The sequence below is a fragment of the Sinanaerobacter chloroacetimidivorans genome, from assembly GCF_018128545.1.
Taxonomy (GTDB): Bacteria; Bacillota; Clostridia; order Peptostreptococcales; family Anaerovoracaceae; genus Sinanaerobacter; species Sinanaerobacter chloroacetimidivorans.
On record NZ_JAGSND010000004.1, the window covers coordinates 287,890 to 310,869 of the forward strand.

A 22,980-nucleotide genomic window follows, 5' to 3' on the forward strand; every position below is an offset into this window, starting at 1 on the left:
ATCCTATGCGAAAGTATCGTCTATGACGCGCTGCCACCAGCGACTGAAGAGATTTTCTACAGATGTTTATTTATTTATTTTATTCCTTTGACTTTTTAATTCCTTCCAGTTCTTCCAGAGAATGAACAATTCCTGCAACATCAGCTACCGGCAGTGCAAAGGAAAGACCTCGGCCTTCGGTTTTTAAGCCTGCTTTTTCTACGATGGAATGCATGATTGCCTGGGTATTTTCATGCTTGACAATGTTCAATACGATCTCCTTTTCCGGCTGAATGGAAATCGCAAAGAACTTTTCAACTTCATGAATGCCTGTACCTCTGGCGTAAAAGACAGTCCCGCCGTGTGCTCCTGCTGATCTGGCTGCATCTACCACTTGATCGGCAAAGCCCCTGTTGACGATGGTTAATATTAAGTCGTACTTTCTTTGGTTATCCATGTCCTTTCCTCCTCTCCTTTAACCTTCCGACATCCCGGAAATATATCGCAGCGCTAAAGGACCGCTGACACCGCTGATCGGGATGGTAAATGCAATTCCGTTTCCAGGTTCGTCTAAATCAAATTTATACATGATTTTTTTCATAATAGAATCCACCTTATCCTCCGTAACAACGCTTAAAACGAGATCCCTTTCCGGATTGGAAAATCCGAAACAGTCCATGAGTGCCGAACCCGATGCACGGTAGGCTGGAGAAATCATATTAAAAGTGACACCGCTTTCGCGAAGAATTTCCGCCAGATCCTCTCCCAAACCTCTTTCCAGTATCGCTACCAATAATTTGATTTTCTTAATACCAGAATGTTTACATTCATCCATCATTTGTTCCTCCCTCCGGATTTGCTGCATCTCTTAGAGGATAATCGAAATCCTCCGGAATTACAAGCCTTTCTAGTTCTTCAAAGTCAATATATTCATTGTCCGCTGTGATATTGTTATGAATCTCCCGCTCTCTTAGATTGCTGGCCCATTCAAGATTCTCAATAAATTCAGTATCTTCGAACCAGTCATACCGTTCGGAAACATCGCAGCTTTGACCGACCCATTCGAAGATTTGTTCTTCCTCCATCTCTTCTGCAAATTCTTCCATGACATCTGCTTCTTCTTCTTCCATATTCTTTACCTTGATACTGTAGATTACACCCATAACCTGTATTGTGATGAGCGGTGTCATGGCTACCATGGCAACGATTCCGAAGGCATCCAGCAGCATATTTCCGCCTACTGCCTCACAAGCACCCATCGCAAAAGGAAGTAAAAAGGTTGCGGTCATCGGGCCGGATGCAACGCCGCCGGAGTCGAAGGCAATAGCCGTAAATATTTTAGGAGCAAAAAATGTTAACCCAAGAGCCAGAGCGTAACCCGGAACGAGGATATACCAAATGCTGATCCCGAATAAGATCCGGATCATGGCAAGGGCGATGGAGATGGATACGCCGATGGACAGGCTCCAGAGCATGGCGCTTTTTGATATGGCGCCTCCGGTAAGGACTTCTACTTCGTCGTTAAGAACATGTACGGCAGGTTCTGCCGCTACAATAAAGAACCCCATGATCATTCCCAGCGGGATTAATATCCAATTGTATGAAAGACTTCCGATGTACTCGCCGATAAAAGAACCTACGGGTAGAAATCCGACATTCACGCCTGTTAGAAACAGAACCAGACCTATGTAGGTGTAAATAATTCCTATAGACATTTTAATTAACTGACTTTTCGGCAGTTTTAATGCGAATATCTGAAATAAAATAAAAGAAACAACTACCGGAGCCAAGGCTAAGGCAACCTCTTTAAAGTATTCCGGAAAGCTTTTTCCGAAAATAAGAAACAGTTCTCTGATATTTGATGCGTGGAGAGCAGACTCTCCAGCCTGACTATCAAAGGATGTGCTGAAAAACATCCCCATAATCATAACAGCCATAATGGGGCCTATGGAACAGAAAGCAATGAGTCCGAAGCTGTCGTCGTGGGAACTTTTCCCGCCTCGGACGGATGAAATACCGATACCCAACGCAAGAATAAAGGGAACGGTAATGGGGCCGGTGGTAACGCCTCCGGAATCAAAGGCGACGGCAAGAAAGTCTTCCGAAGTAAAGGTACCCAAAGCAAAAACGGCCATATAGAGCCCGAGTAGCATATAGGACAGTTTCCACTGGAATAGTATACGCAGTAGTGAGATGACTAGAAATATGCCCACTCCCGCAGCAACCCACAGGACGATGACAATATTTGGCACTGAAGGAACCTGCTCCGCCAGCACCTGCAAATCAGGCTCCGCGATTGTGATCATAACGCCCATAATCATGGAGATTCCAATCAGTAAGCCAAGCTTACGTGATTTGGTAAGCTGCGCGCCAATCTGCTCCCCCATGGGCATCATAGCGATGTCTGCGCCCAGAGTAAACAAGCCCATTCCGATAATCAGCAAAAAGGCACCGATGAGAAACACTCCCCGGATCATAAAAGGCATTGGTGTCATTGTAAAATTCAGAAGCAGAACAATCAAGGTGATAGGTAAGACAGAAGATAACGATTCTTTTGTTTTTTGAAGTAATTTTTTATTCAGTTTGTTCAATAAAAATCCCCCTTTCCTTATTGTTTGTAACAACGTTTAAGATATATATGCGGGGCAATTGCTGTCTACATATATACCATTTTATTATACCCTATAAATTAGAGGTTTAACAGGATAATCATGACATTTACTTTTAAAAAACAATAACCGGTGGTATAATAAACATTGAAAAAATAAATGGAGGTTTGTATGAATATTTTAGTAGCAAACGACGACGGAATCGGAGCGAAAGGAATTATGGAACTTGCAAGAGTTCTTTCACAAATAGCGAATATATATGTTTGTGCACCGCATACGCAAAGAAGTGCCTGCGGCCATGGAATTACCATCGGAAAACCCATTACCATGAACGAAGTGGAATTCCCCAATGCGAAAAGAGCATGGGAAATTTCCGGTACACCTGCAGATTGCGTGAAGCTTGGGTTACGTATGCTGTCTGATCAGGGAATCAAAATCAATATGGTATGTTCGGGCATCAATCACGGCGGAAATCTGGGAACGGATACCTTATATTCAGGTACGGTTTCTGCAGCTATTGAGGGCTGCATTTGCGGATTGCCTGCTATTGCCGTGTCCGTAAACAGTCATAAGCCTAAATATTTTGATGTTGCCTGCGATCTGGCTTTAAAAACAGTAAAGTCTTCCATCGAAAAAATCGATTCCAATACAGTACTGAACATCAATGTACCCAACGTATCCGCAGAGGAAGTAAAAGGCGTGAAAATAACCAGACTTGGGGCAAGAGAATACGAAGAATGGTTTGAACCAAAAGAAGATGAAAAAGGAGAACTGGCATATTGGTATTCCGGTACACCTGTTATTTATAAGGATCTTCCGGAAGACATCGACGTAATAGCCATGCAGGACGGTTATGCAAGTATAACGCCGCTGCATTACGATTTAACGAGCTACAAACTAATAGAGGAGGTAAAAACATGGGGAATCGTATAATAAAAATAAAAAAAGAGGATGCGATATTAGTTGGAATCGACTTTCAGGAGAGGCTGATGCCGGCAATGAAAGGCAATGAAGAATTAGAAGCCACAGCTGTAAAATTGGTAAAAGGATGTAGGATTTTAGGGGTTCCCATTCTCATGACACAGCAATATACCAAAGGCCTGGGATCGACGGTTCCGGCTATTGCAGAGGCGATTACGGCTTCTCTGGGAGATGATATACCGGAAACTGTTTTCGAACATATCGAAAAAACCAGCTTCAGCGCCATGGGGGAACCTGCTTTTGTGGAAGCCTTGGAAAAACTGAGAAAAAAAACCGTTATCATATCCGGTATCGAGGCTCATGTTTGTGTTCAACAAACTGTGATTGATCTGCTGGAAAAAGGGTATCATGTTTTTGTTGCAAATGATTGTATTTCATCAAGAAACAATACTGATAAAAAATATTCACAGCGCAGAATGGGAGATGCAGGTGCCGTCGGCACGACTATGGAGTCCATTTTGTTTGAACTATGCGGGGGTGCAAAAGAACCTGGATTTAAACAAATTTCAGCGCTGGTAAAATAAAGAAAGGCACAATATATGTTTATGCTGGAAAACAGAATCACCATTGAATCAAGGCCGATTCTGGAGGAATATCTGGGAGGATTCCTGTATGGGACATCCGGACTGTCGTTTTCTTCTCTCTATATGTGGAGAAACATTAATGACTTCAGTTGGCAGATCATTGGTGATTATTTATGCATTGCAGGGCTAAGCCATCTTGAATTGGAAACTGAGGAGCCGTTCCTCTTCCCGCCTTTAACGAAGACGGGTCAGTACGATCCGGAAAGCTTACACCGTACAATAGAAGAAGCAAAGAAAATATTTGAAGCCAAGGGCTACATATTCAGTATCAGACTGATGCCCGTTCATTTGATTGATATCATTGAATCTGCCTTCCCCGGCCAACTTCAATATTTTGATGATCGTCCGAATTATGATTATCTTTATCGGACCCGTGACTTGATAGATCTTAAGGGGAGAGACTATCACAGCAAGAAGAACCATCTTAATTATTTTTTAAATCATTATAAATATGAATATATCCCCCTTACCTCTGCCATGGCAGAAGATGCGATGCAGTTTATCCGGGAATTTAACCTGCGGAAAAATCTTCCTGAGCATGAAATGAAGCTGCTGAAAATGGAAGAACGGGCCATGTCGGATGTATTTCATAATATTGAAATATTGGGATATCATGCAGGGGCAATTATCATAGATGGAAAGATCGAAGCATTAAGCATCGGCGGCCGTTTAAACGACAATACGATAACTGTCCACGTGGAAAAAGCGAATACGCAATACAGAGGCCTCTATCAGGCAATCAATAATGAATTTTGCAAGCACGTGGCGTCCACGGTAGAATTTATTAACCGGGAAGAAGACATGGGAATTCCAGGATTAAGAAAGGCAAAATTATCCTATAAACCTGTTAAACTAGTAGAAAGCCATATCGCAATTTTTAAGGCAGACTTGAAGGATGGCGGGATAAACTAAAAGGATGAGTCAAATATGCCCCATAATCGCTTGGGGCATTTCTATTTTTTGCATATTCCTTGTGAAAAAAATAACTATAAAACAGTGAAAAAACCTCATTTTTATGAAATATTTTGCCTCAAAAAGGAGTTTGGCATAAATTAATTGCTTAAATTTGAATTTTTCGACTTTTTGTTAAGGTATTGTTTTTTGATAAATTCATGTTATCATATAATAGAATAGGTAAAAAAATAGGCGGAGAGTATGCAAAATTCCAATGTATACTGTATATTTGATACGCAATTAGAAAAGCCCTGAGGCTTTTCAATGAATAAGGAGGATTGAAATGAGAGAGGTCGTAATCGTAAGTGCTGTCAGAACCCCTATCGGCAGCTTTGGCGGAACACTGAAAGACACTTCCGCAGTTACACTTGGTTCAATTGCAGCCAAGGAGGCAATTAAAAGAGCAGGAATTGATCCTGCTATTATCGATGAAGTAATCCTGGGCAATGTTCTGCAGGGCGGTCTGGGACAAAACGTTGCAAGACAGGTTGCAATGGCAGCAGGCGTTCCAAAGGAAGTACCTGCTTTAACAGTAAATAAAGTTTGTGGATCAGGACTGAGAACCGTTGGTCTTGCAGCACAGATTATCAAGGCAGGAGATGCAGATTGCATTCTTGCAGGCGGAACAGAAAGCATGAGCCAGTCCGGTTACATCATGCCTGCAGCCAGATGGGGCGCCAGAATGGGCGACGCAAAGATGGTTGATATCATGGTACATGATGGTCTTACCGATGCTTATAATAACTATCACATGGGTATCACTGCTGAGAACATTGTTGAACAGTGGGGACTCACAAGAGAAGAATTGGATCAGTTCGCGGCAGCATCCCAGAATAAGTCAGAAGCTGCAGTGAAATCAGGCAGATTTAAGGACGAGATCGTTCCTGTGGAAATTCCTCAGAAGAAGGGCGATCCTATTGTATTTGACACTGACGAATATCCTAAGTTCGGTGTGGCAGCAGAAGGTTTGGCTAAACTGAAACCGGCATTCAAAAAGGATGGCGCGGTAACAGCTGCCAATGCATCAGGTATCAACGACAGCGGAGCTGCTTTAATCGTAATGTCTAAGGAAAAGGCTGACGAACTTGGACTCAGCTATCTTTGCAAAGTAAAGGCGTATGCATCAGCAGGAGTTGATCCTACTATTATGGGTATCGGACCTGTTCCCGCATCTCAAAAAGCTTTGGATAAAGCCGGCTTGAAAATGGAAGACATTGATCTGATCGAAGCGAACGAAGCTTTTGCCGCACAGTCTGTTGCTGTTGGAAAAGATCTGGGAATTGACCCTGCAAAACTAAACGTAAACGGTGGAGCTATTGCATTGGGCCATCCAATCGGAGCATCCGGAGCCAGAATCCTGATAACACTGATTCATGAAATGCAGAAAAGAGATTCCAAATATGGTTTGGCTACTCTTTGCATCGGCGGTGGAATGGGAACTTCACTGATTGTTGAAAGATAAAATATATGTGCCGTTAAACCGGCAATAATGTTTTAAACGAAAGCAAACCCCCATAAAAATAGAGAAAGCCTCCTTTGGTGAAAAAATAACCTTAGGAGGCTTCTTTATGCTTCTTTTGTGGTAAAATATTTCATAACAAGTCTTGCAAGCGGAATCTAGATTCAGAGAATTTGGTATTCCTGCTTAAATGAGTAAACCAGATAAGAAATTACAGAAAAGGGAGAAAGACATGAAAACTATCGGACTAATTGGGGGAATGAGTTGGGAAAGCTCGGTGGGCTATTATCAAATCATAAATAAAACCATACAAGAGCAGCTTGGCGGCTTCCACTCAGCCAAATGCATCCTGTACAGTGTTGATTTCAGTGAAATTGAAGAATGTCAGGCTCAAGGAGACTGGGATAAAAGCGCGGAGATTCTCACCGCAGCTGCGCAGGGCTTGGAACGGGCTGGAGCTGATTTTCTGCTGATTTGCACCAATACCATGCATAAGGTGGCAGATCAGATACAAAGCAGAATTTACATTCCCATTCTGCATATTGCAGAAGTTACAGCGGAAGCATTGCTAAAAAATCAAATTTCAACCGTTGCTTTGCTCGGAACCAAATATACCATGGAGCAGGATTTCTATAAAAATAAACTGATCGAAAAGAACCTAAAGGTGCTGATCCCAGAGGAGGCAGACCGTAAACTGGTCAATGATACCATCTATCAGGAACTCTGCCTTGGCGTTATTTCTGATGCATCCAGAGCTGAGTTCCTCAGGATCATGGAGGAGCTAGCAGAAAAAGGTGCCCAAGGGGTCATTCTCGGCTGTACGGAGATTGGACTGTTAGTAAAAAAAGAGGATACGAACATTTCGCTCTTTGATACCACGGAGATTCATGCAAAGACGGCAGCCATGAGAGCTCTGGAGTAAGAGATCTGCGATTTCTTCAGGTTTCAGGATTTCCGCCGATTTCTTCAGGTTTCGGCATCTCCTCCGGAAGTAGTGACGCGATGACAATGCTGGCTAGGATCAAAGCACCACCAAAAACTCCTCTGGTGGATAAAACTTCTCCCAGCATAAAATAGGAGGCCGCCGCCGTAAAGATCGGCTCAGAGCAAAAAGCCAGTGCAACGTAGGTGGCAGGTACATGTTTTAACGATAGATTCTGGAATATATAGGCGATGCAAGTGCAGCCAATGGCCAGGTAGATAATTACACCCCATCCCAGCGGAGGGATTCCTGAAAAACCTGGAAAATCCTCGAATATTAATGCAAAGAATAGGCAGAACAATCCTGTAAATCCGGTTTGCATGGTCGTGGTAACAAAAGGGTCCAGATCGACAAGATATTTGGAGCTGAAAACCAGCATGCATGCTCCCGAGACGGCACAGAGCAAAGCCAATACTTCACCCAGTCCCAGACCGAAACCAACTCCGCCGCTGCAAAGAAGATAAAGGCCAATGGTCACGATGACAATGGGAAGCATATGCTTTTTGTCAATCTTCGTTTTTAGTATAAAATAGGAGAAAAAGGGTGTAAAGATTACCCCTGTTGACATTAAAAACCCTGTATTGGTAGCTGTTGTATAAAGCATAGCCAAGGTGGACGTAATAAAGGAACCAGCCGTAAATGCAGATATGATCAGGTAAGGTACAATATGAGCCCTGGTCATTGTTTTCACAACACGCTTCCCCAAAACCAGCATGAAGAGGAAGAAAGCGAGTGCATATCGTATCGTAAGACAATAAAGGGGTGGGACAACCTCAAGTCCGATCTTTGTTACGGGATTGCCGACGCCCCATAAGAGGCACTCCAATAATAGAAGCGAGCCATATAAAACTGTACTTTTCTTTTTCATATTGTTTCCGTTTCTTTGATACCAGTATAATACTATACTAGCACTAATTTCATTCTGTAGCAATGCAGCAAATGAAAGGGCAGCGAAAACCTGTCATTCTGTATAATAGACAGCAACGGAATTAAATCTTTTGAACGGAATTCGGATTGGAATTCAGTAAGCCTGAACTGATGGGCACTTCCTTGGAGTATCTGAAAATACCTTTAAACCATTTAATATCCTCTTTCGTGAGACAATCCAGCTGCATTAAAAAAGTCACGTATAGGATGCTTACCAATATGACGCCGATTGTAACATAAATACCAACTGAAAAAAAACCAAGGTCCATATTATGTAATATGAATAGTACGATAAAGCCGGATGCTGTAACCGATAAAATTGGCTTTAAGATCCAATCCATCACTTTCATCTTAATTTCTGATACCGTAAGAAGCCTGCTGATGCTCAAGGCAGTGTTCAGTAAATTGCTTATATACATTACCAGAATCAACCCCAAAACACCGTTGGCCGGAATGAGATAATAGATCAGCAGGATCCGGATGACAGAATCTACCAGGTTATACTTTAACGTGCTTACCTGTTGGTTTAACCCCTTTAACAAGGCATCCACCACCATATCCAAATACATGATAGGAATCAGCGGTGCCAGGATCTTCATCATAAATCCAATTTCCATATTATCGTAAATAGCGAGTCCTAACTGGTTGGAGAAAATGATAAAGATACCGGTTACGAGAATGGACATGATGGATGTCAGCTGCAACACCCTGTTCACCGTATAATGAATCCTTTTCTTCTGATGAAGCGCATTGGCCTCCGAGATTTCCGGAATCAGCAATGTGGAAAAAGCGGAAAGGATAGAAGCGGGAAACAGCAATATGGGAATTGCCATACCATGCACCATCCCGTACTTTTCCAGAGATATTTTTTCGGAATATCCGTATTTTTCAAAGCCTATTGGAATCATGATATTTTCCAGAGCTTTTAAACCGCTTCGTAAAAGAGAGCTGATAGAAATCGGGAGAGATATCCTGAAAAGCTTTGAGAAAAAGTCATTATGAAAATATTTCCTTTGCAATAAGGCCCCATTTCTTTTTTGCTCAAACCGGTACAGCATGACCATGTAAAAGCAGGAAGCAAATTCGGATACGGTAGTTCCTAAAACAATGGAGGCACAGGCATACTCTAAACCCCTGGCGGCAAAATTATCAATGATGTTAATAATGATAAAAACCTGCACCACAAGTTCAATAGCCTGAGATATGGCTGGCCTAAGCACTTTGCTTACTGCATAAAAATAACCTTTTATGCAAGAGGCGATTCCGATGAAAGGAAGGCTTAACGAAAGAATCTTCAAGGAATAGATGGTTCTTTCATCCTGGAGTAAATCTGAGCCGATAAAATCTGCTCCTAAAAACAGGATAAAAGATGCAGTGATGCTGAAAAATAAGCTGATAATAAAAGCCTTTTTCAGTAAAACATCCGATACGGAAAAGGAATTCCTGCCTCCTTCTTCCGCCACAAGGCGAGTGACCGCAATATGAATACCACTCACCACGAAGATGGTAGCCATCATGTAGATGGAAACGATTAGCTGAAATAACCCCATCCCTTCTGCGCCGATTTTATTTGATACAAAAACTCGAAAAGAAATTCCGACGGTATTAAAAAGGAATGAAGTGCCGGTTATAATCAGTGCATTAATCAGTAACGCTTTTTTCAAGAGACTGCTCCTTGCATTCGTTTCAGTGAGATGAAATCAGGGCTTGCTGGCTTGTTCCGCAGTCCCGGATTTTTTCTTTGAATTACTGAAATATATGCAAGTGAACTTCAACTTATAATATCGAGTTTTCTGTATCAGCATGTTTCAAAGTCTCTATTACCTGATTCAAATAGGTTTTACTGATGGGACAAGCCAGATATGTTTTTTGAAAAGACGCAGTCCAGTTTCTTTTATCGATCCTCGCTATGGATTGCAATTGATCCACATTTAAGGCAAAGCATTTGTGACATCTGACGATATTCTGATGATTCAGCATTAGAAGTATTTCCGATAGACTTTTTCTTTTTATTTCATATACATCTCCGGTTTGCATGCGGATCTTACAGATCTTATTTTGTATTTCCAGATAAATGACATTCCTTAGGATAATTTTTACAGCCCCCGCCGATTGATGCAAATAGAGAACCTTATTTTTTTGTATGTTACTCTTTTGTCTCAAAAGTATCTTATCCAGGTATAAACCGATTTTCCCCTGAACGTCGATCGTATTCAGCGGCAATGAGATATAATTCTGTCTCTTATAGTTCTGATAGGTGGCTAAATAAGAGGATCCCACCAGGTCGTAGCTCTGTTTTGTGATGAATAAGACGGGCGTTTCTTTATAGGCACGCTTTGTTCTGATGGCTTCTTCCAGCTTATAACCGCTTATGGATTTTAATTGAACTTCAATGATGAACAGATCGATAACCTGTTTGTTATTATAGATCAAACTTAATGCTTCTTCGGGTTCCGTAGTGGATAGGATACAAGTGGTCAAATCGTTGATTCGTATTACACTGCGCGCGATTTTATCAATATTCCGTCGGTCATTGCATATGATTAACACCGTGATCATGAGTTCTCTCCTGTTACAGATATTTCCTGCTAGGTTCGGTAGACTCATTATAATATGCCGGATTCACTTCAAGCAATATAAAATCATGAAATTCCTGCAAACGGATCTCTGATGATTAAAATAGTACATTTAAAGACTTATAGGTATATTTGGAGCACAGAATATTGATTTTTTCCCTGATTTTTATAATATATGAGATAGAAATACCTATCTTCCGGAGGAAAAACGAGAATGACATTTATACCATTTCTATTTCTAGCCATTGGCTTTTATACGGGAGTCCGTAACCTTCCTGAACGGTTTCTAAAAAAAGTCGATACTGTGATCAACGTTACGTTAGTTGTGTTAATGATTACGATAGGGGCCAATATTGGCATGAATCCCTTAGTTATGTCCAATCTGGGCAAGATCGGAATCCATTGTGTAGTAATCGCTGTAAACGCAATTCTCTGCAGTATTTTATGTGTTCTGATTCTGGAAAAAACGGTTTTGCCGCTGGAAAAACTGCAGAAAGAACTCGCCTTTCATGAATTAAGCACTAATTCTGAACATCAAGTAAACGCAAATGACGGCAAAGATGGAAGTTCCCTGATTTTTATTATGCCGGCCGGTATTCTTTTCGGTGTTGTTCTGGGCTCCTGTGTTATAGGGGAAGAAATGTCAGGAATGTTGAATATAGCCCTGATAGGATCCCTCATGATTCTCTATACCGGAGTTGGTATCGGAATCGGCCATAATAAAAAAGTATTTCATTATGTCAGGCAGCTGGGTATGAAAATAATTCTCCTGCCGTTGGCCATCCTGATAGGCAGTCTGACAGGCGGGGCGCTGTCCGGAATCATTCTAAAGATAACGCCTCAAATATCAATTTTGTCAGCCGCTGGAATGAGCTATTACAGTATAACCGGCGCGTATATGACCAGCGCCTATGGGATTGAAACAGGGACCTATGGCTTTCTCGTCAATGTGATGCGGGAGTTTTTTACCATTTTATTCATGCCGGTTTTGATCAAAATAAGTAAAGGAAGCCCCATTGCAGGAGGTGCTGCCGGTAATATGGATACGATGCTGATGCCGATCACAAAATTCGCAGGAGCCGAGCTTGGGCTGGCGGCGCTGATAACTGGGACGATACTTACCCTTGCGGTTCCGCTGCTTCTTCCCGTTTTGCATTTAATCTTTATATAAAATAAAAGGGGATTGCTTCAGCAATTCCTCAATATTGATTAAACAACATCCTTCTGTTATCATAATAACAGAAGATTTTTCTATTTAATAAAGGTGAAACATTGGCAAAACAATTATACATAACAGAAAAACCGTCCGTGGCAGCCAGCTTTGCAGGCGTGCTGGGCGTACAAATATCCTCGGCGGATCGAAGCAAGGGTTATGCTGAATCTGAACATTCCATCATAACATGGTGCTTTGGACACCTTGTGACGATGGCGTATCCCGATGCCTACAATCCGGAGTACAAGTCCTGGAGGGTAGAGCATCTTCCTATCATCCCAAAAGAATATAAATATGTTTTAATCGATAACAAGGGTACTGCAAAACAATTTGAGGTTATTAAGACCTTACTGTGCAGACAGGATGTGGACTTTATCTATGCCTGCACCGATAGTGGGCGGGAAGGTGAGTATATTTTCCGGCTGGTTTACCAGGAGAGTGGTTCGGATAAGCCGGCAAAGAGGGTATGGATTTCTTCACAGACAGAGGATGCGATAAAAAAGGGAATCGAAGAGGCAAAGAGTCTCAGCGATTATGATTCTCTGGGCAAAGCGGCTTACTGCAGGGCGAAAGAGGATTGGCTCTTCGGCATGAATTTCAGCAGGCTGTACACCTGTCGATACGGGCGTAAGCTGGCGGCTGCTCTTTCCGAAGAAAAATCAGCTGTGATTCCTGTCGGAAGAGTCATGACCTGTGTTCTGGGACTGATTGTAGACCGGGAATTGGAAATCCGGAACTTTGTACCGAAGCCATATTATGGAGTTACCGCTAATTTTCTGTCAAAAGACAGCGGCATCTCTTATAAAGGCAGATGGCAGCAGAAGAAAAAAGGTGATAAAAATCAGACGGACGATCCGGAAAATGAAGATAAATATATCAGCAAGGAAGAAGCTGAGGAAGTAATAAAAAAACTGGAAGGTCATGAGGCTGTCGTTAAAAAAGTTGAAGTAAAGGTGAAAAAAGAACAGGCTCCACTTCTTTTTAACCTTGCTGAATTGCAGTCGGAAGCCAACAAGAAATTTAAGCTGTCTGTTAATCGTACGTTGGAAATTGCGCAAGATCTCTACGAGAAAAAGATGATTTCCTATCCAAGAACCGACAGCAGAGTGTTATCTACGGACGTGCTTCCGGAACTGCCCAAGATTCTGAATGGCCTGTATACCAACGCGGATTTTAAGGAATCAGTTCTCAGAATCAAGGAATTCGGCAAACTGGCCATTGACAAGACCTCAAAAAGGTATGTTGATGACAGCAAAGTAACAGACCATTACGCCATTATTCCAACCTATGTGACGACAGATTTATCAAAGATGACACCCGATGCCAGAAATGTGTATAGTTTGATCGTAAAACGGTTTCTTGCCATTTTCTATCCTCCCGCGGAGTATAATACGGTGAAGGTTGAAACCGGTATTGCGCAAGAAATCTTTGTAACGAATTCAAAAACGCTGAATGTCCCGGGTTGGAAAGAGGTTTATGATCTATCTTCAAAAAAAGAAGAAGAATTATCTGAATCTCCCATTCAAAATTTAGTCAAAAAAGAAGCCTGTGAAGTAATTGGATTTGATCTGGAGGAGAAGGAAACCAGACCGCCGTCTCGTTTTACTGACGGTTCTCTGATCATAACCATGGAAAAAGCAGGAAAGTACATAGAGAATGAAGAACTGAGAGAGCAGATCAAAACCTGTGGCATCGGCACATCAGCTACTCGGGCAGGTATTATTAAAAAGCTGGTTGATATTGGGCATATTAAAATAAATGGAAAGACTCAGATCGTGACCCCCGAGCCAAAAGGAGAAGCGATTGTATCACTGGTGCGGCAGACCGCAAAGGAATTGCTGAATCCCACCCTCACTGCCAGCTGGGAAAAGGGTCTGTTCATGATTGAAAATCAGGAGATCACAACGGAAATTTTTGAGGAAAAACTGACCCAATATATTACCAGAACCATCGAAAGGGTAAAAAGAACAGGATACGGTACCAAACAATGATTTATCTAAAAAGCTTTTATCTGCCATCACTGGATGAGGAAGAACTGGACAATCCGACGCCCCATGCGTATCCTTACGGGATTTTTCCTTATAAAGACCTGCAGCAAATTCGGTTTCGGCCTGTCACCATTTTTTACGGGGGCAACGGATCAGGTAAATCCACTTTGCTTAATCTCATCGCAGAAAAGCTTAAGCTTCCTAGAAATACCTTATTTAATACCAATTCCAAATTTGACGGATACGTGGATAAATTCTGCAGCTTTGTAACGGAAACCGATGAGGACGGTCTGCATATGGACATTCCTCTGGGCAGTAAAATCATAACCAGTGAAGATATATTTGACAGCATATTAACGGTCAGGGATGAAAACCAGAAGATTGACAAACGAAAAATACAACAGGAAAAAGAATACCTGGAAGCGAGGTATGGACATGTTCGGTTTGGATCTTTGGATGATTATGAAGACCTGAAGAAACAAAATGCAGCCAGAAGACAGACGATGACGTACTTTGTAACCGACCGGGCCGGTAAAAATATCGATCAATTCTCTAATGGAGAAACTGCTTTGGCTTATTTTGACAGAACTTTTGAATCAGGCAGGCTATATTTATTGGACGAGCCTGAAAACAGCCTGTCTCCCAAGTTTCAGCTGCAGCTTGCACAATTAATCACCCAGTGTGCACATTATTTAGGCTGCCAGTTTATAATAGCATCCCATTCTCCTTTCATCCTGTCTTTGGAGGATGCACAGGTCTATGATCTTGACTCGGTACCGGCAAGGGTAAAAGAGTGGCATCAATTGGAAAACATGAAAATATACTATGATCTGTTTCATTCCTTTCAGCATGATTTTCAGCAGAACGACAAAGAATAATAAAGGATGATAAAGACGGAAGAAAGTTTAGGGAAATAGTATTAATGGTAAGGAGATGATTTTATGGAAAACCTGTCATCTTTGGATTTGTCATTCATTGCACCCTGCGGGATAAACTGCCGTATCTGTATGGCCCATCTCCGGGACAAGAGAAAGTGTTCCGGGTGCAACAGCACTGATGTGGAGAAGCCTCCACATTGTACTACTTGCAGAATAAAGAACTGTGAAGTTATCAAAGAAAGCAAAACAAAATTGTGCTGCGAATGTGCAAAGTTTCCTTGTCTGCGGATGCGTCAGATGGATAAGAGATACCGGACAAGCTATGGAATGAGCATCATTGAGAATTTATTGGGGATAAAAAACCACGGAATGGATCAGTTTTTGGAAACAGAGAAAATAAAGTGGACATGCAAAACCTGCAGCGGCATCATTTGTGTACATAGAGGATATTGTATAAATTGCAAGGAGGAAGCGGGACCTATGATTCATTCCATAGATGAGTATATAAAAGATTTTCCCATTGAAGTTCAAAAAATGCTGGAGGAGCTGCGGATTACCATTAAAAACAATGCTCCGGATGCAAAGGAGAAAATCAGTTATCAGATGCCGACGTTTTATTTAAACGGTAATTTAGTTCATTTTGCCGCACATATGAACCATATCGGATTTTATCCGGCGCCAAGCGGTATTGAAGCGTTTAAGAATGAACTGAAATCCTATAAAAGTGCAAAGGGTTCCGTTCAATTCCCTCTGGATCAACCGCTCCCCCTGGAGCTGATCGTCAAAATCATAAAATTCAGAGTGGAAGAGAATATGAAAAAATCTAAAAAATAAGTTTTCTTGCAGTACTTTCTCTTTTCAGGTACAATTCAGATAGTATTGGGGGTAGACTTATGAAACATACAGGAAAGAAATTATGGGCAGTATTTGGTGGGATCATTGTACTGACAGGCATCGTGCTGTTTATGGAAGGAAGACAACAAGAAGCCGCATCTATCGGAATTATCGGAGGGGCTGACGGACCTACGGCTATTTATGTTTCCGGCAAGATCTGGCCGTCTGTGGGAAGTTACATAGTGTTAGCAGCTCTCGCTGCAGCCGCGGTTTTTTTCTGCCTGAAGGTAAGAAGCGAAAAGAAAAATAGGGAGCGTAAATGATCTTGGATGAAAAGGAATTAGACAGGAGGGACCATATACTTGAAAATGGGTTGGATACCTGCACCTGCAAGAGAGTAAATTGCGAACGGCACGGGAAATGCGAAGCATGCATTGAGCATCATAAAACCAAGAGATATGAACCTTTCTGCAAGAGAAAAAGGAAAGAAAAGACAAAGAGAATGAAGTCCCAAGTGTGAATGAAACATCTGAATTGGCAGCGGAATTCTGCCAATTCAGTCAATAGAGAATCAAACAAATAAGAAGGCGGTTTTTCAAGGCACTTTACCGGCTTCGCATTTCGTTGATGTTTTTAATTAAAATGGACATAGTGCCGTCCTGATTGACGATGAATTCTACCTTTCTCGTATCATTCAGCAGTTCGGTGGGGATATCCATCTTAATCCCGATATCGGTAATAATCTTGTGGCTTCTTTCCAATTTTGTATAGATTTGCTGGTTGATCTTGATCTTGTCCTCGGAAAAGCCCTTTTTTGACAACTCACTTTTATACTGATCCTGCATATCCGGGCTGTCTGAAAAGACTTCCTTCGCAAGACTGTCGATGTGAACCTCCATATTTTCATCGGTATTATTTAGGATGGCGGCCTTGATTTCCGCACTCTTCAGGGAATCACCGCTATAATATTTCTTGACGATTTGCTCCGCAGACTTTTCAACGATCTTCACCTGCTCCTTGTAGGAACGTGCCGGCTGGGTTTTCATAAAAAGAGAGGAGAGATAGAAATCACGCTGTCCGTCGATTTCGTATTTTTTCTCTTTGATCTGAATCGTAAAGTCCTGCAGATTGATCATAATACACTCATCCACCTTTTGTGATTCACTGGGAAAGAGCGTTCTGTATTTTAACATTCCGATCTCGGTGCCGCTGTCAGCATTTTGTATTCTATGGGTATAGGCTTCTTTGTAATTAAATTTAATGATTCCTAAATATCGATGCCCGTCCTTTATAAAAGTGCAGAAGAAAACATCGGCAGATGGAATATCAGGATTTGAAATCATGATCTGGTACAAAGAATCCGCCATTTGACGCGTATGGGAAAGAAAATTATCCTCGTTGGTATTCAAGATCAGATCTTTGATCGGATGATCTATTTGCTCAAAAACACATTCTTTGATCTCACTGTCACCCAGGAGCCGGGTTATATGCTTTTCCAGATATTCCATCGGTTCTGCAAGTTCCATCACTTTATCGGAGAGGATAGGGGCACCCACGCTGGTATCAAGAATATGTAAAATTCCTTTTTTTATTGATATTTCATTCAATTTGTCATCACCTCACGGACTATTATAGTATGAAATAAAAAAACACGAAACCCTTTTCTCTTTATATAATAAAAAATGGGTATTGATATAGTAATATATTAATACGGATTATTAATATCAATGATACAGAAGGAGAATTATGAAAAATATTGTACTAATAGGAATGCCGGGCTGCGGCAAGAGCACCATTGGGGTGGTTCTTGCAAAAGTAATGGGCTATCAATTTATAGATTCTGATTTGCTGATTCAGGAGCAGGAAAACAGGCTGCTGAGTGAGATCATACAGCAGGAAGGAATAGAAGGTTTTAATGAAATCGAGAATAAAGTCAATGCATCGATCCGGGCAAAGAAGGCCGTGATAGCCACCGGCGGCAGCGTCATCTACGGCAAAGAAGCCACGAAACATCTGCGGGATATCGGCGTTGTGGTCTATATCAGCCTGCCTTATGAAGAAATCGAGTCCCGACTTGGTGATCTGGTGGAAAGGGGAATTACAATTCAGGAGGGGCAAACTCTGAGAGATCTTTATCAAGAGCGTTGTCCTTTATATGAAGAACAGGCCCATATTATGATTAATACGCAAGGTCTGGAAATCAGAGATTCCGTAAAGTTGATCAAAGAGAAATATGAGCAGTATGTAGAACAACCAAATTTGTTATAAAAAAGCGTTATGTTTTTTCCTCTAAAGAAAATAAGGGGAATTTTTAAAGCAGGAGGGAATGGTATGGAGATCAAAATCATATCCGAAGAGACATTAGAAGAAGCGCTTGACTTGATCTGGTCGGTTTTCCTGGAATTTGAAGGTCCCGAATATACCGAGGAGGGGATCAATGAGTTTAAAAAGACTATTGACTTTAATTCTATCCTTGAAAAGGTAAAAGCAAATCAAGTAATCTTATGGGGATGCTTTCTTGAAGGAACGCTTGCAGGAGTTTTGGGAATTAGGGATAAGACCCATATCTGTCTGCTTTTCGTCAGGAAAGAGTTGCATAAGCAAGGAATTGCAAAGGGGCTCTTTCAGAAAATGAAAGAAATCTGTGAAATAGAGAGTCCTGCCGCAAAGATTACTGTAAACTCTTCACCCTATGCGGTTCAAATTTATAGACGGCTAGGATTTTCCGCGACCGATAAAGAACAGACTGTGAATGGAATTCGGTTTACACCCATGGAATATTTTGAATGAAGAAAATCTAGCTTAAAAGGGGTTAGAATGAAATACTTTAAGAAAAGACAAACTTTAGAGCCGATTCAAAGAAGTAAAGCCAGGCTATTGGCAGGTAAGCTGTATTATACCCTTTGCCGTTATGCACTATGGTATTCCGGGAGAATAAAATTTGCAGAGAGGAGAACCTCTGAATGCCCTTTGCAGTATATTTACGTGTCCCATAAAACGCCTCTGCTTCGGGACTTAAAGGATGTGGAGGAGATTTATCATCATAATAAAATCATTAATCTGAAAACGGCGGTAAAACAGCTGAATGGTATCATCCTGAAACCGGGAGAGCATTTCAGTTATTGGAAATGGATCGGGAAGCCTGCAAAACGTAAGGGATACGTTCCCGGAATGGTTTTATTCTGTGGAAGTTATCGTATGGGCATGGGCGGCGGATTATGCCAGCTATCCAATCTGATTTACTGGATGACACTACATACTCCTTTAACGGTGGTGGAACGGTACCGCCATTCTTATGATGTTTTTCCTGATTCCAATCGAACCCAGCCCTTCGGCAGTGGAGCCACCTGCGTTTATCCTTACAGGGACTTGATGATAAAAAACGAAACCGATACCGCGTTTCAGCTTCGTGTTCAAGTGGGTGAAAAATATTTGGAGGGGGCATGGCTGTCTGCAAAACCGCCGGAATTTCGATATGAAGTAGCAGAAAAGAACCATCTTTTTAAAGGGGAATACTGGGGAGGCTTCAGCAGACATAATGAACTCTACCGTAAGAAGTTCACACTTGACGGAGAGTTGGTTGAAGAGGAATATATCACCGAGAATCATGCCCTGATGATGTATGTACCTTTTTTATCGTCAGTTTCTGAAGAGAAAAAGGAAGGCGAATCATAAAATTTCCGTATTTAAAGAAAACAAGGAAAAACAAGGAGCTGCTGTTCATACAGCAGCTCAACTGAAAGGGAACGTATTCGGTATCATCCGGTACGATAAGATAAGCGATAATTTCAGTATCGTTTAATAATCAGATATTTCTGCAACCACTCTGCAGGGCAGTCCGGAAACACCGGTATAATTCAGAGGATACGTGTTGGCTATAAAGGTGTTCGCTTTGCGGCCATTCAATACGGAGGACAGGTTGCAAAGATTTTCTATGATAAATACATTTTTGTCCGCACAATACTGATCGATGGTCGTATGCTCTCGTCCTCGTCTGACCCCGGGGCAGTCTACTCCGATAATGGAAATCTCTTTGTCGAGAAGTGCATCTACCAATTCATTGGCCAGCTGGGGATGCTCTGTAAAATAGGCCTTTGTTCCATAAGGCTCCTGCTCAATAAAGCCGGTGTAAAATGCAACAAACATTCCCTTGCTTACAAAACTTAAATTGATATCATTTACATCAATATCACGGTCACGTATATCGCTGACGTTAAAAACGATTCCGTTTCGACGTACCAATTCGAGCGGGAATTCCTTATCCATCACATCAAAGTGAGTCCCAAGGTGACCATATGTAACCTTCGGCTCGTTATCGGCAGCTGTTTTATTTAGTTCAGTCGTAATTTTGATACTTAAATCTCTTAACATATTCTTATCTCCCTTTTATACTTGTAAATGATTTAACCATATATTTTCAAATTGATTGAACAATTTATTTCCCTATACACAGATAGAAAATGGCTAGAATAAAGGGGTTTTTGTGCATAATTTGAATATTTATGTAAATATGGTAACTGTATACCGTATACAAAAAGACTGCTTATACTGTGAATTATACAGTCAAACAAGCACCAGGTAAAGCAGAATATTCATTATATTCAGATAAAAATAAATAAAAATTTTCAATATAGGCAAACACTTTGTTTTTAGGGGATTCCCGAACAACAGAATGCTGTTTTCAATGAAAAAAACCGCTTGATTCTTCTTGAAGAAATCAGCGGTTTTCTGTTACTTATGGCTGCCGAACAATTCAGAAAAAGCAGTGCGAACCGTTATGGCTTTTTCTGAATCGATGAAGTGCAAAGTTTCAGAGGCTAATAAAAAACTTTGCGCTTCAGGCAAAGGTGGAACGCTGTTCCCTGTTCACCTTTGGTTCGGCAGCCCGTTTCTATATTAACAATTAGAGGGATACGTCCGACTGACCTATACCACTCCAAAAGATCCCAAGGTAACAACCACAACGGCTGCAACAGTTGGGATTACTACAGTACACATACCGATGTCAAGATAACTTTCCTTATGGGTCATGCCTGTAATACCTAGAAGGGTAATAATTGCACCGTTGTGAGGTAAACTGTCAAGTCCGCCGCAGGCAACCGCTGCAACTCTGTGCAGTACCTGAGGATCAATGCCGGCTGCTGCTGCCTGTGCTAAGAATGTTTGTCCAAAGGCATCAAGTGCGATACTCACGCCTCCGGAAGCGGAACCGGTAATACCTGCGAGAACGGAAGAAGCAATTGCTTCATTAATCAATACATTGTTGGATATTCCCATCAAAGCTCCGCCTACAATTCCAAAGGCTGCTAATGTTTTAATTACATTTCCGTAACCAACCTCAGACGCTGTATTCATAATGGCCAGGAAGGATCCTTGAACGCCGTCTTTCAAACTCTTCATTACACTGTCAAAACGTTTATAATTTATAAGGATAGCTACCAGTATGCCGATAATCAGAGATATAATCAAGCTCCAGCTTCCCATTACAGCAGCTGCAGTCGTATTGTAATCTGTTTCGAGATAGCTGGTGTCCATATTTGGTAATACAAATTTTGATAATACGAAATTACCAACCAGTACAATTAAAATAGGGGTAATGGAGGAAACAAAGGAGGGAAGGCCGTCGCTGTTTATTGCGTGAATATGCTCATCAGCATGCTTTCCGTAACCTTCTCCGGCTTTCTTCGCTTTTGCAGCTCTTCTTGAAACCCAGATACATGCGCCGAAGAACATGATTGTTGCTGCAACCAAACCTAAAATCGGTGCGGCAAATAAGTCTGTTCCTAAAAATTTCATTGGAATAGCATTTTGGATCTGTGGTGATCCAGGCAAGCCTGTCATTGAAAAAGTGAAGGTTCCAATCGCAATAGAGGCCGGTAGTAATCTTTTGGGAATGTCTGCTTCCTTAAATAATGCAGCTCCGATTGGGTAAAGAGCAAATGCGGCTACGAACATGGAAACACCGCCGTATGTAATAATTCCGCCTGCAATAGCAATCGCCCAGATTTCTTTACCATGCCCGATTTTGTTGGATACAAACATAGCAATAGACTTCGCGGTTCCCGAGTCATCCATCACTTTACCGAACAGAGCGCCCAATAAAAATACAGGGTAGTAGTTCTTTACATAGTTGGCTGCATTCACCATGAAGCCTTCTGTGTAGGTTGCCAGCAGATGAACGCTGCCACCGTCCAAGAGAGTAAAGGAAGCGGCAAATAATGCTAGTATAGGTGCGATAAGAATTACCGACCACCCTTTATAAGCTAAAAATATTAGTAGTCCTAAAGAAAGTACAATACCAATTACTCCAAACATATAAAATATTCTCCTCAAATAATTTTTTGATTTTTAACATACTTCTAAAAATTACTTCTTCTTTCGTGATACCAAGGTTTTGGTTCGGGCCTCAATTTGACCGTCTACCAGAGCGTTACCACTCAGGCTGAGCAGACAGAGCTCGCTGCTCCTGTTACAGCCCTATATAATTAACCAATCCTTCTCTCTCTTTTAAAATTATCCGGTATTTACAAATCATTGCCCGATCTTGCTCCACTCAGTTAAGTTGTTTAGGGCAGACGTGCTATATGAAAGAAAATGTCAAAAAAAATATAATACGCCTGCCCTGTTTATGGTGCTTGTATAAAAATATAGTTTAATGCAAAGACATCACCGTACCTCTGCATCTGCACCCACATTTGGGATTCGCAGCATCTTTCCGGCCTATGATGTTTATAACAGCGTACTGAACCAAAGGTGAGCATAGGAAAAATTTTCACCTTTGCATAAAGTGCAGAGGTTTTCACCCGATGCTGAAAACCTTGGACTTTATGCCTGAAAACCTTGCACTTTATGAATTCAGAAAAAGCTGAAAAGTTAGGGAATCGGCTTTTTCTAAATTGTTCAGTAAGCCCTAGCCGGCGTTTTCCAAGCCGTGTTTCTTTATTCGTTTGATGCCTTGTATTTCTTTAATGCTTCTGTTAATTTGGGAATGATAACTTTTACGTCACCAACGATAC

At 41.5% G+C, this 22,980-nt stretch carries 22 protein-coding genes; 13 read left to right on the plus strand and 9 right to left on the minus strand.

Annotation, left to right across the window (positions count from 1 at the left end; all coding sequences use genetic code 11):
* Nucleotides 1-79 precede the first annotated feature (79 nt).
* From KCX82_RS08770 to KCX82_RS08780, 3 genes are read right to left on the minus strand one after another with little or no spacing between them, the layout of a single operon-like run.
* A complete protein-coding gene (locus KCX82_RS08770) occupies nt 80-436 on the minus strand; it encodes a P-II family nitrogen regulator (RefSeq protein WP_227018077.1) in 357 nt (118 codons plus the stop codon).
* 18 nt (nt 437-454) lie between these two features.
* Nucleotides 455-814 carry a P-II family nitrogen regulator gene (locus KCX82_RS08775; RefSeq protein WP_227018078.1) on the minus strand — a complete coding sequence of 120 codons (360 nt, stop codon included), beginning with the start codon at nt 812-814 and terminating at the stop codon, nt 455-457.
* Nucleotides 807-2,570, minus strand: a complete 1,764-nt coding sequence (locus tag KCX82_RS08780; protein ID WP_227018079.1) for a DUF1538 domain-containing protein — start codon at nt 2,568-2,570, stop codon at nt 807-809. Before KCX82_RS08780 ends, KCX82_RS08775 begins: the two co-directional genes overlap by 8 nt.
* A 189-nt stretch (nt 2,571-2,759) precedes the next feature.
* Between KCX82_RS08780 and surE the strand changes: the two genes are divergently transcribed.
* From surE to KCX82_RS08805, 5 genes are all read left to right on the plus strand, one after another.
* The gene (gene surE / locus KCX82_RS08785; protein ID WP_227018080.1) at nt 2,760-3,521 is read left to right on the plus strand and encodes a 5'/3'-nucleotidase SurE; all 762 of its coding nucleotides are present in this window, start codon (nt 2,760-2,762) and stop codon (nt 3,519-3,521) included.
* The gene (locus tag KCX82_RS08790) at nt 3,506-4,093 is read left to right on the plus strand and encodes a hydrolase (RefSeq protein WP_227018081.1); all 588 of its coding nucleotides are present in this window, start codon (nt 3,506-3,508) and stop codon (nt 4,091-4,093) included. Before surE ends, KCX82_RS08790 begins: the two co-directional genes overlap by 16 nt.
* A gap of 21 nt (nt 4,094-4,114) precedes the next feature.
* Nucleotides 4,115-5,065, plus strand: a complete 951-nt coding sequence (locus KCX82_RS08795; RefSeq protein WP_227018082.1) for a DUF2156 domain-containing protein — start codon at nt 4,115-4,117, stop codon at nt 5,063-5,065.
* A gap of 325 nt (nt 5,066-5,390) precedes the next feature.
* Nucleotides 5,391-6,569, plus strand: coding sequence for an acetyl-CoA C-acetyltransferase (locus KCX82_RS08800; RefSeq protein WP_227018083.1), 1,179 nt, complete (start codon nt 5,391-5,393; stop codon nt 6,567-6,569).
* A 229-nt stretch (nt 6,570-6,798) separates the two neighbouring features.
* Nucleotides 6,799-7,488 carry an aspartate/glutamate racemase family protein gene (locus KCX82_RS08805; protein WP_227018084.1) on the plus strand — a complete coding sequence of 230 codons (690 nt, stop codon included), beginning with the start codon at nt 6,799-6,801 and terminating at the stop codon, nt 7,486-7,488.
* 16 nt (nt 7,489-7,504) lie between these two features.
* On the opposite strand, the gene KCX82_RS08810 is transcribed toward KCX82_RS08805, so the two are convergent.
* The 3 genes from KCX82_RS08810 to KCX82_RS08820 form a co-directional block, all read right to left on the minus strand.
* On the minus strand, nt 7,505-8,416 hold the full coding sequence (locus tag KCX82_RS08810; RefSeq protein ID WP_227018085.1) for a DMT family transporter: 912 nt from the start codon (nt 8,414-8,416) through the stop codon (nt 7,505-7,507).
* Between the two features lie 121 nt (nt 8,417-8,537).
* On the minus strand, nt 8,538-10,139 hold the full coding sequence (locus tag KCX82_RS08815) for an oligosaccharide flippase family protein (RefSeq protein WP_227018086.1): 1,602 nt from the start codon (nt 10,137-10,139) through the stop codon (nt 8,538-8,540).
* Nucleotides 10,140-10,251: 112 nt separating this feature from the next.
* Nucleotides 10,252-11,034, minus strand: coding sequence for a LytTR family DNA-binding domain-containing protein (locus KCX82_RS08820; protein WP_227018087.1), 783 nt, complete (start codon nt 11,032-11,034; stop codon nt 10,252-10,254).
* 231 nt (nt 11,035-11,265) lie between these two features.
* Here KCX82_RS08820 and KCX82_RS08825 point away from each other — a divergent pair, with 231 nt between their 5' ends.
* The 5 genes from KCX82_RS08825 (at nt 11,266) to KCX82_RS08845 (ending at nt 16,287) form a co-directional block, all read left to right on the plus strand.
* A complete protein-coding gene (locus KCX82_RS08825) occupies nt 11,266-12,222 on the plus strand; it encodes a LysO family transporter (protein ID WP_227018088.1) in 957 nt (318 codons plus the stop codon).
* 101 nt (nt 12,223-12,323) lie between these two features.
* Nucleotides 12,324-14,255, plus strand: a complete 1,932-nt coding sequence (locus KCX82_RS08830; RefSeq protein ID WP_227018089.1) for a DNA topoisomerase 3 — start codon at nt 12,324-12,326, stop codon at nt 14,253-14,255.
* Entirely contained in the window at nt 14,252-15,130 is an 879-nt protein-coding gene (locus tag KCX82_RS08835; protein ID WP_227018090.1) for an AAA family ATPase, read from the plus strand. Before KCX82_RS08830 ends, KCX82_RS08835 begins: the two co-directional genes overlap by 4 nt.
* A gap of 63 nt (nt 15,131-15,193) precedes the next feature.
* Entirely contained in the window at nt 15,194-15,964 is a 771-nt protein-coding gene (locus KCX82_RS23355) for a DUF1801 domain-containing protein (RefSeq protein ID WP_465250641.1), read from the plus strand.
* 59 nt (nt 15,965-16,023) lie between these two features.
* Nucleotides 16,024-16,287 carry a sodium ion-translocating decarboxylase subunit beta gene (locus tag KCX82_RS08845; RefSeq protein ID WP_227018091.1) on the plus strand — a complete coding sequence of 88 codons (264 nt, stop codon included), beginning with the start codon at nt 16,024-16,026 and terminating at the stop codon, nt 16,285-16,287.
* A gap of 282 nt (nt 16,288-16,569) precedes the next feature.
* Here the strand turns inward: KCX82_RS08845 and KCX82_RS08850 are convergent, their stop codons facing one another.
* Nucleotides 16,570-17,571, minus strand: a complete 1,002-nt coding sequence (locus KCX82_RS08850) for a nucleoid-associated protein (RefSeq protein ID WP_227018092.1) — start codon at nt 17,569-17,571, stop codon at nt 16,570-16,572.
* A gap of 139 nt (nt 17,572-17,710) precedes the next feature.
* Between KCX82_RS08850 and KCX82_RS08855 the strand changes: the two genes are divergently transcribed.
* From KCX82_RS08855 to KCX82_RS08865, 3 genes are all read left to right on the plus strand, one after another.
* On the plus strand, nt 17,711-18,232 hold the full coding sequence (locus KCX82_RS08855) for a shikimate kinase (RefSeq protein WP_227018093.1): 522 nt from the start codon (nt 17,711-17,713) through the stop codon (nt 18,230-18,232).
* A 63-nt stretch (nt 18,233-18,295) separates the two neighbouring features.
* The gene (locus KCX82_RS08860) at nt 18,296-18,754 is read left to right on the plus strand and encodes a GNAT family N-acetyltransferase (RefSeq protein ID WP_227018094.1); all 459 of its coding nucleotides are present in this window, start codon (nt 18,296-18,298) and stop codon (nt 18,752-18,754) included.
* Between the two features lie 27 nt (nt 18,755-18,781).
* Nucleotides 18,782-19,639, plus strand: coding sequence for a VanW family protein (locus tag KCX82_RS08865; protein ID WP_227018095.1), 858 nt, complete (start codon nt 18,782-18,784; stop codon nt 19,637-19,639).
* A gap of 123 nt (nt 19,640-19,762) precedes the next feature.
* Here KCX82_RS08865 and KCX82_RS08870 read toward each other — a convergent pair whose 3' ends face one another.
* Together KCX82_RS08870 and KCX82_RS08875 are read right to left on the minus strand one after the other, a co-directional pair.
* Complete coding sequence (locus KCX82_RS08870; RefSeq protein ID WP_227018096.1) at nt 19,763-20,335, minus strand: cyclase family protein; 573 nt, start codon at nt 20,333-20,335, stop codon at nt 19,763-19,765.
* Nucleotides 20,336-20,890: 555 nt separating this feature from the next.
* Entirely contained in the window at nt 20,891-22,279 is a 1,389-nt protein-coding gene (locus KCX82_RS08875; RefSeq protein ID WP_227018097.1) for a GntP family permease, read from the minus strand.
* Nucleotides 22,280-22,980 lie beyond the last annotated feature (701 nt).

What these genes read in the sequence shown, in the direction of transcription:
- KCX82_RS23355 (WP_465250641.1), top strand. Translation starts at nt 15,194, where the DNA reads ATGGAAAACCTGTCATCTTTGGATTTGTCATTCATTGCACCCTGCGGG.
- KCX82_RS08855 (WP_227018093.1), top strand. Translation starts at nt 17,711, where the DNA reads ATGAAAAATATTGTACTAATAGGAATGCCGGGCTGCGGCAAGAGCACC.
- KCX82_RS08810 (WP_227018085.1), bottom strand. Translation starts at nt 8,416, where the DNA reads ATGAAAAAGAAAAGTACAGTTTTATATGGCTCGCTTCTATTATTGGAG.
- KCX82_RS08805 (WP_227018084.1), top strand. Translation starts at nt 6,799, where the DNA reads ATGAAAACTATCGGACTAATTGGGGGAATGAGTTGGGAAAGCTCGGTG.
- KCX82_RS08775 (WP_227018078.1), bottom strand. Translation starts at nt 814, where the DNA reads ATGGATGAATGTAAACATTCTGGTATTAAGAAAATCAAATTATTGGTA.
- KCX82_RS08770 (WP_227018077.1), bottom strand. Translation starts at nt 436, where the DNA reads ATGGATAACCAAAGAAAGTACGACTTAATATTAACCATCGTCAACAGG.
- KCX82_RS08835 (WP_227018090.1), top strand. Translation starts at nt 14,252, where the DNA reads ATGATTTATCTAAAAAGCTTTTATCTGCCATCACTGGATGAGGAAGAA.
- KCX82_RS08825 (WP_227018088.1), top strand. Translation starts at nt 11,266, where the DNA reads ATGACATTTATACCATTTCTATTTCTAGCCATTGGCTTTTATACGGGA.
- KCX82_RS08800 (WP_227018083.1), top strand. Translation starts at nt 5,391, where the DNA reads ATGAGAGAGGTCGTAATCGTAAGTGCTGTCAGAACCCCTATCGGCAGC.
- KCX82_RS08870 (WP_227018096.1), bottom strand. Translation starts at nt 20,335, where the DNA reads ATGTTAAGAGATTTAAGTATCAAAATTACGACTGAACTAAATAAAACA.
- KCX82_RS08865 (WP_227018095.1), top strand. Translation starts at nt 18,782, where the DNA reads ATGAAATACTTTAAGAAAAGACAAACTTTAGAGCCGATTCAAAGAAGT.
- KCX82_RS08860 (WP_227018094.1), top strand. Translation starts at nt 18,296, where the DNA reads ATGGAGATCAAAATCATATCCGAAGAGACATTAGAAGAAGCGCTTGAC.
- KCX82_RS08875 (WP_227018097.1), bottom strand. Translation starts at nt 22,279, where the DNA reads ATGTTTGGAGTAATTGGTATTGTACTTTCTTTAGGACTACTAATATTT.
- KCX82_RS08795 (WP_227018082.1), top strand. Translation starts at nt 4,115, where the DNA reads ATGCTGGAAAACAGAATCACCATTGAATCAAGGCCGATTCTGGAGGAA.
- KCX82_RS08820 (WP_227018087.1), bottom strand. Translation starts at nt 11,034, where the DNA reads ATGATCACGGTGTTAATCATATGCAATGACCGACGGAATATTGATAAA.
- KCX82_RS08845 (WP_227018091.1), top strand. Translation starts at nt 16,024, where the DNA reads ATGAAACATACAGGAAAGAAATTATGGGCAGTATTTGGTGGGATCATT.
- surE (WP_227018080.1), top strand. Translation starts at nt 2,760, where the DNA reads ATGAATATTTTAGTAGCAAACGACGACGGAATCGGAGCGAAAGGAATT.
- KCX82_RS08790 (WP_227018081.1), top strand. Translation starts at nt 3,506, where the DNA reads ATGGGGAATCGTATAATAAAAATAAAAAAAGAGGATGCGATATTAGTT.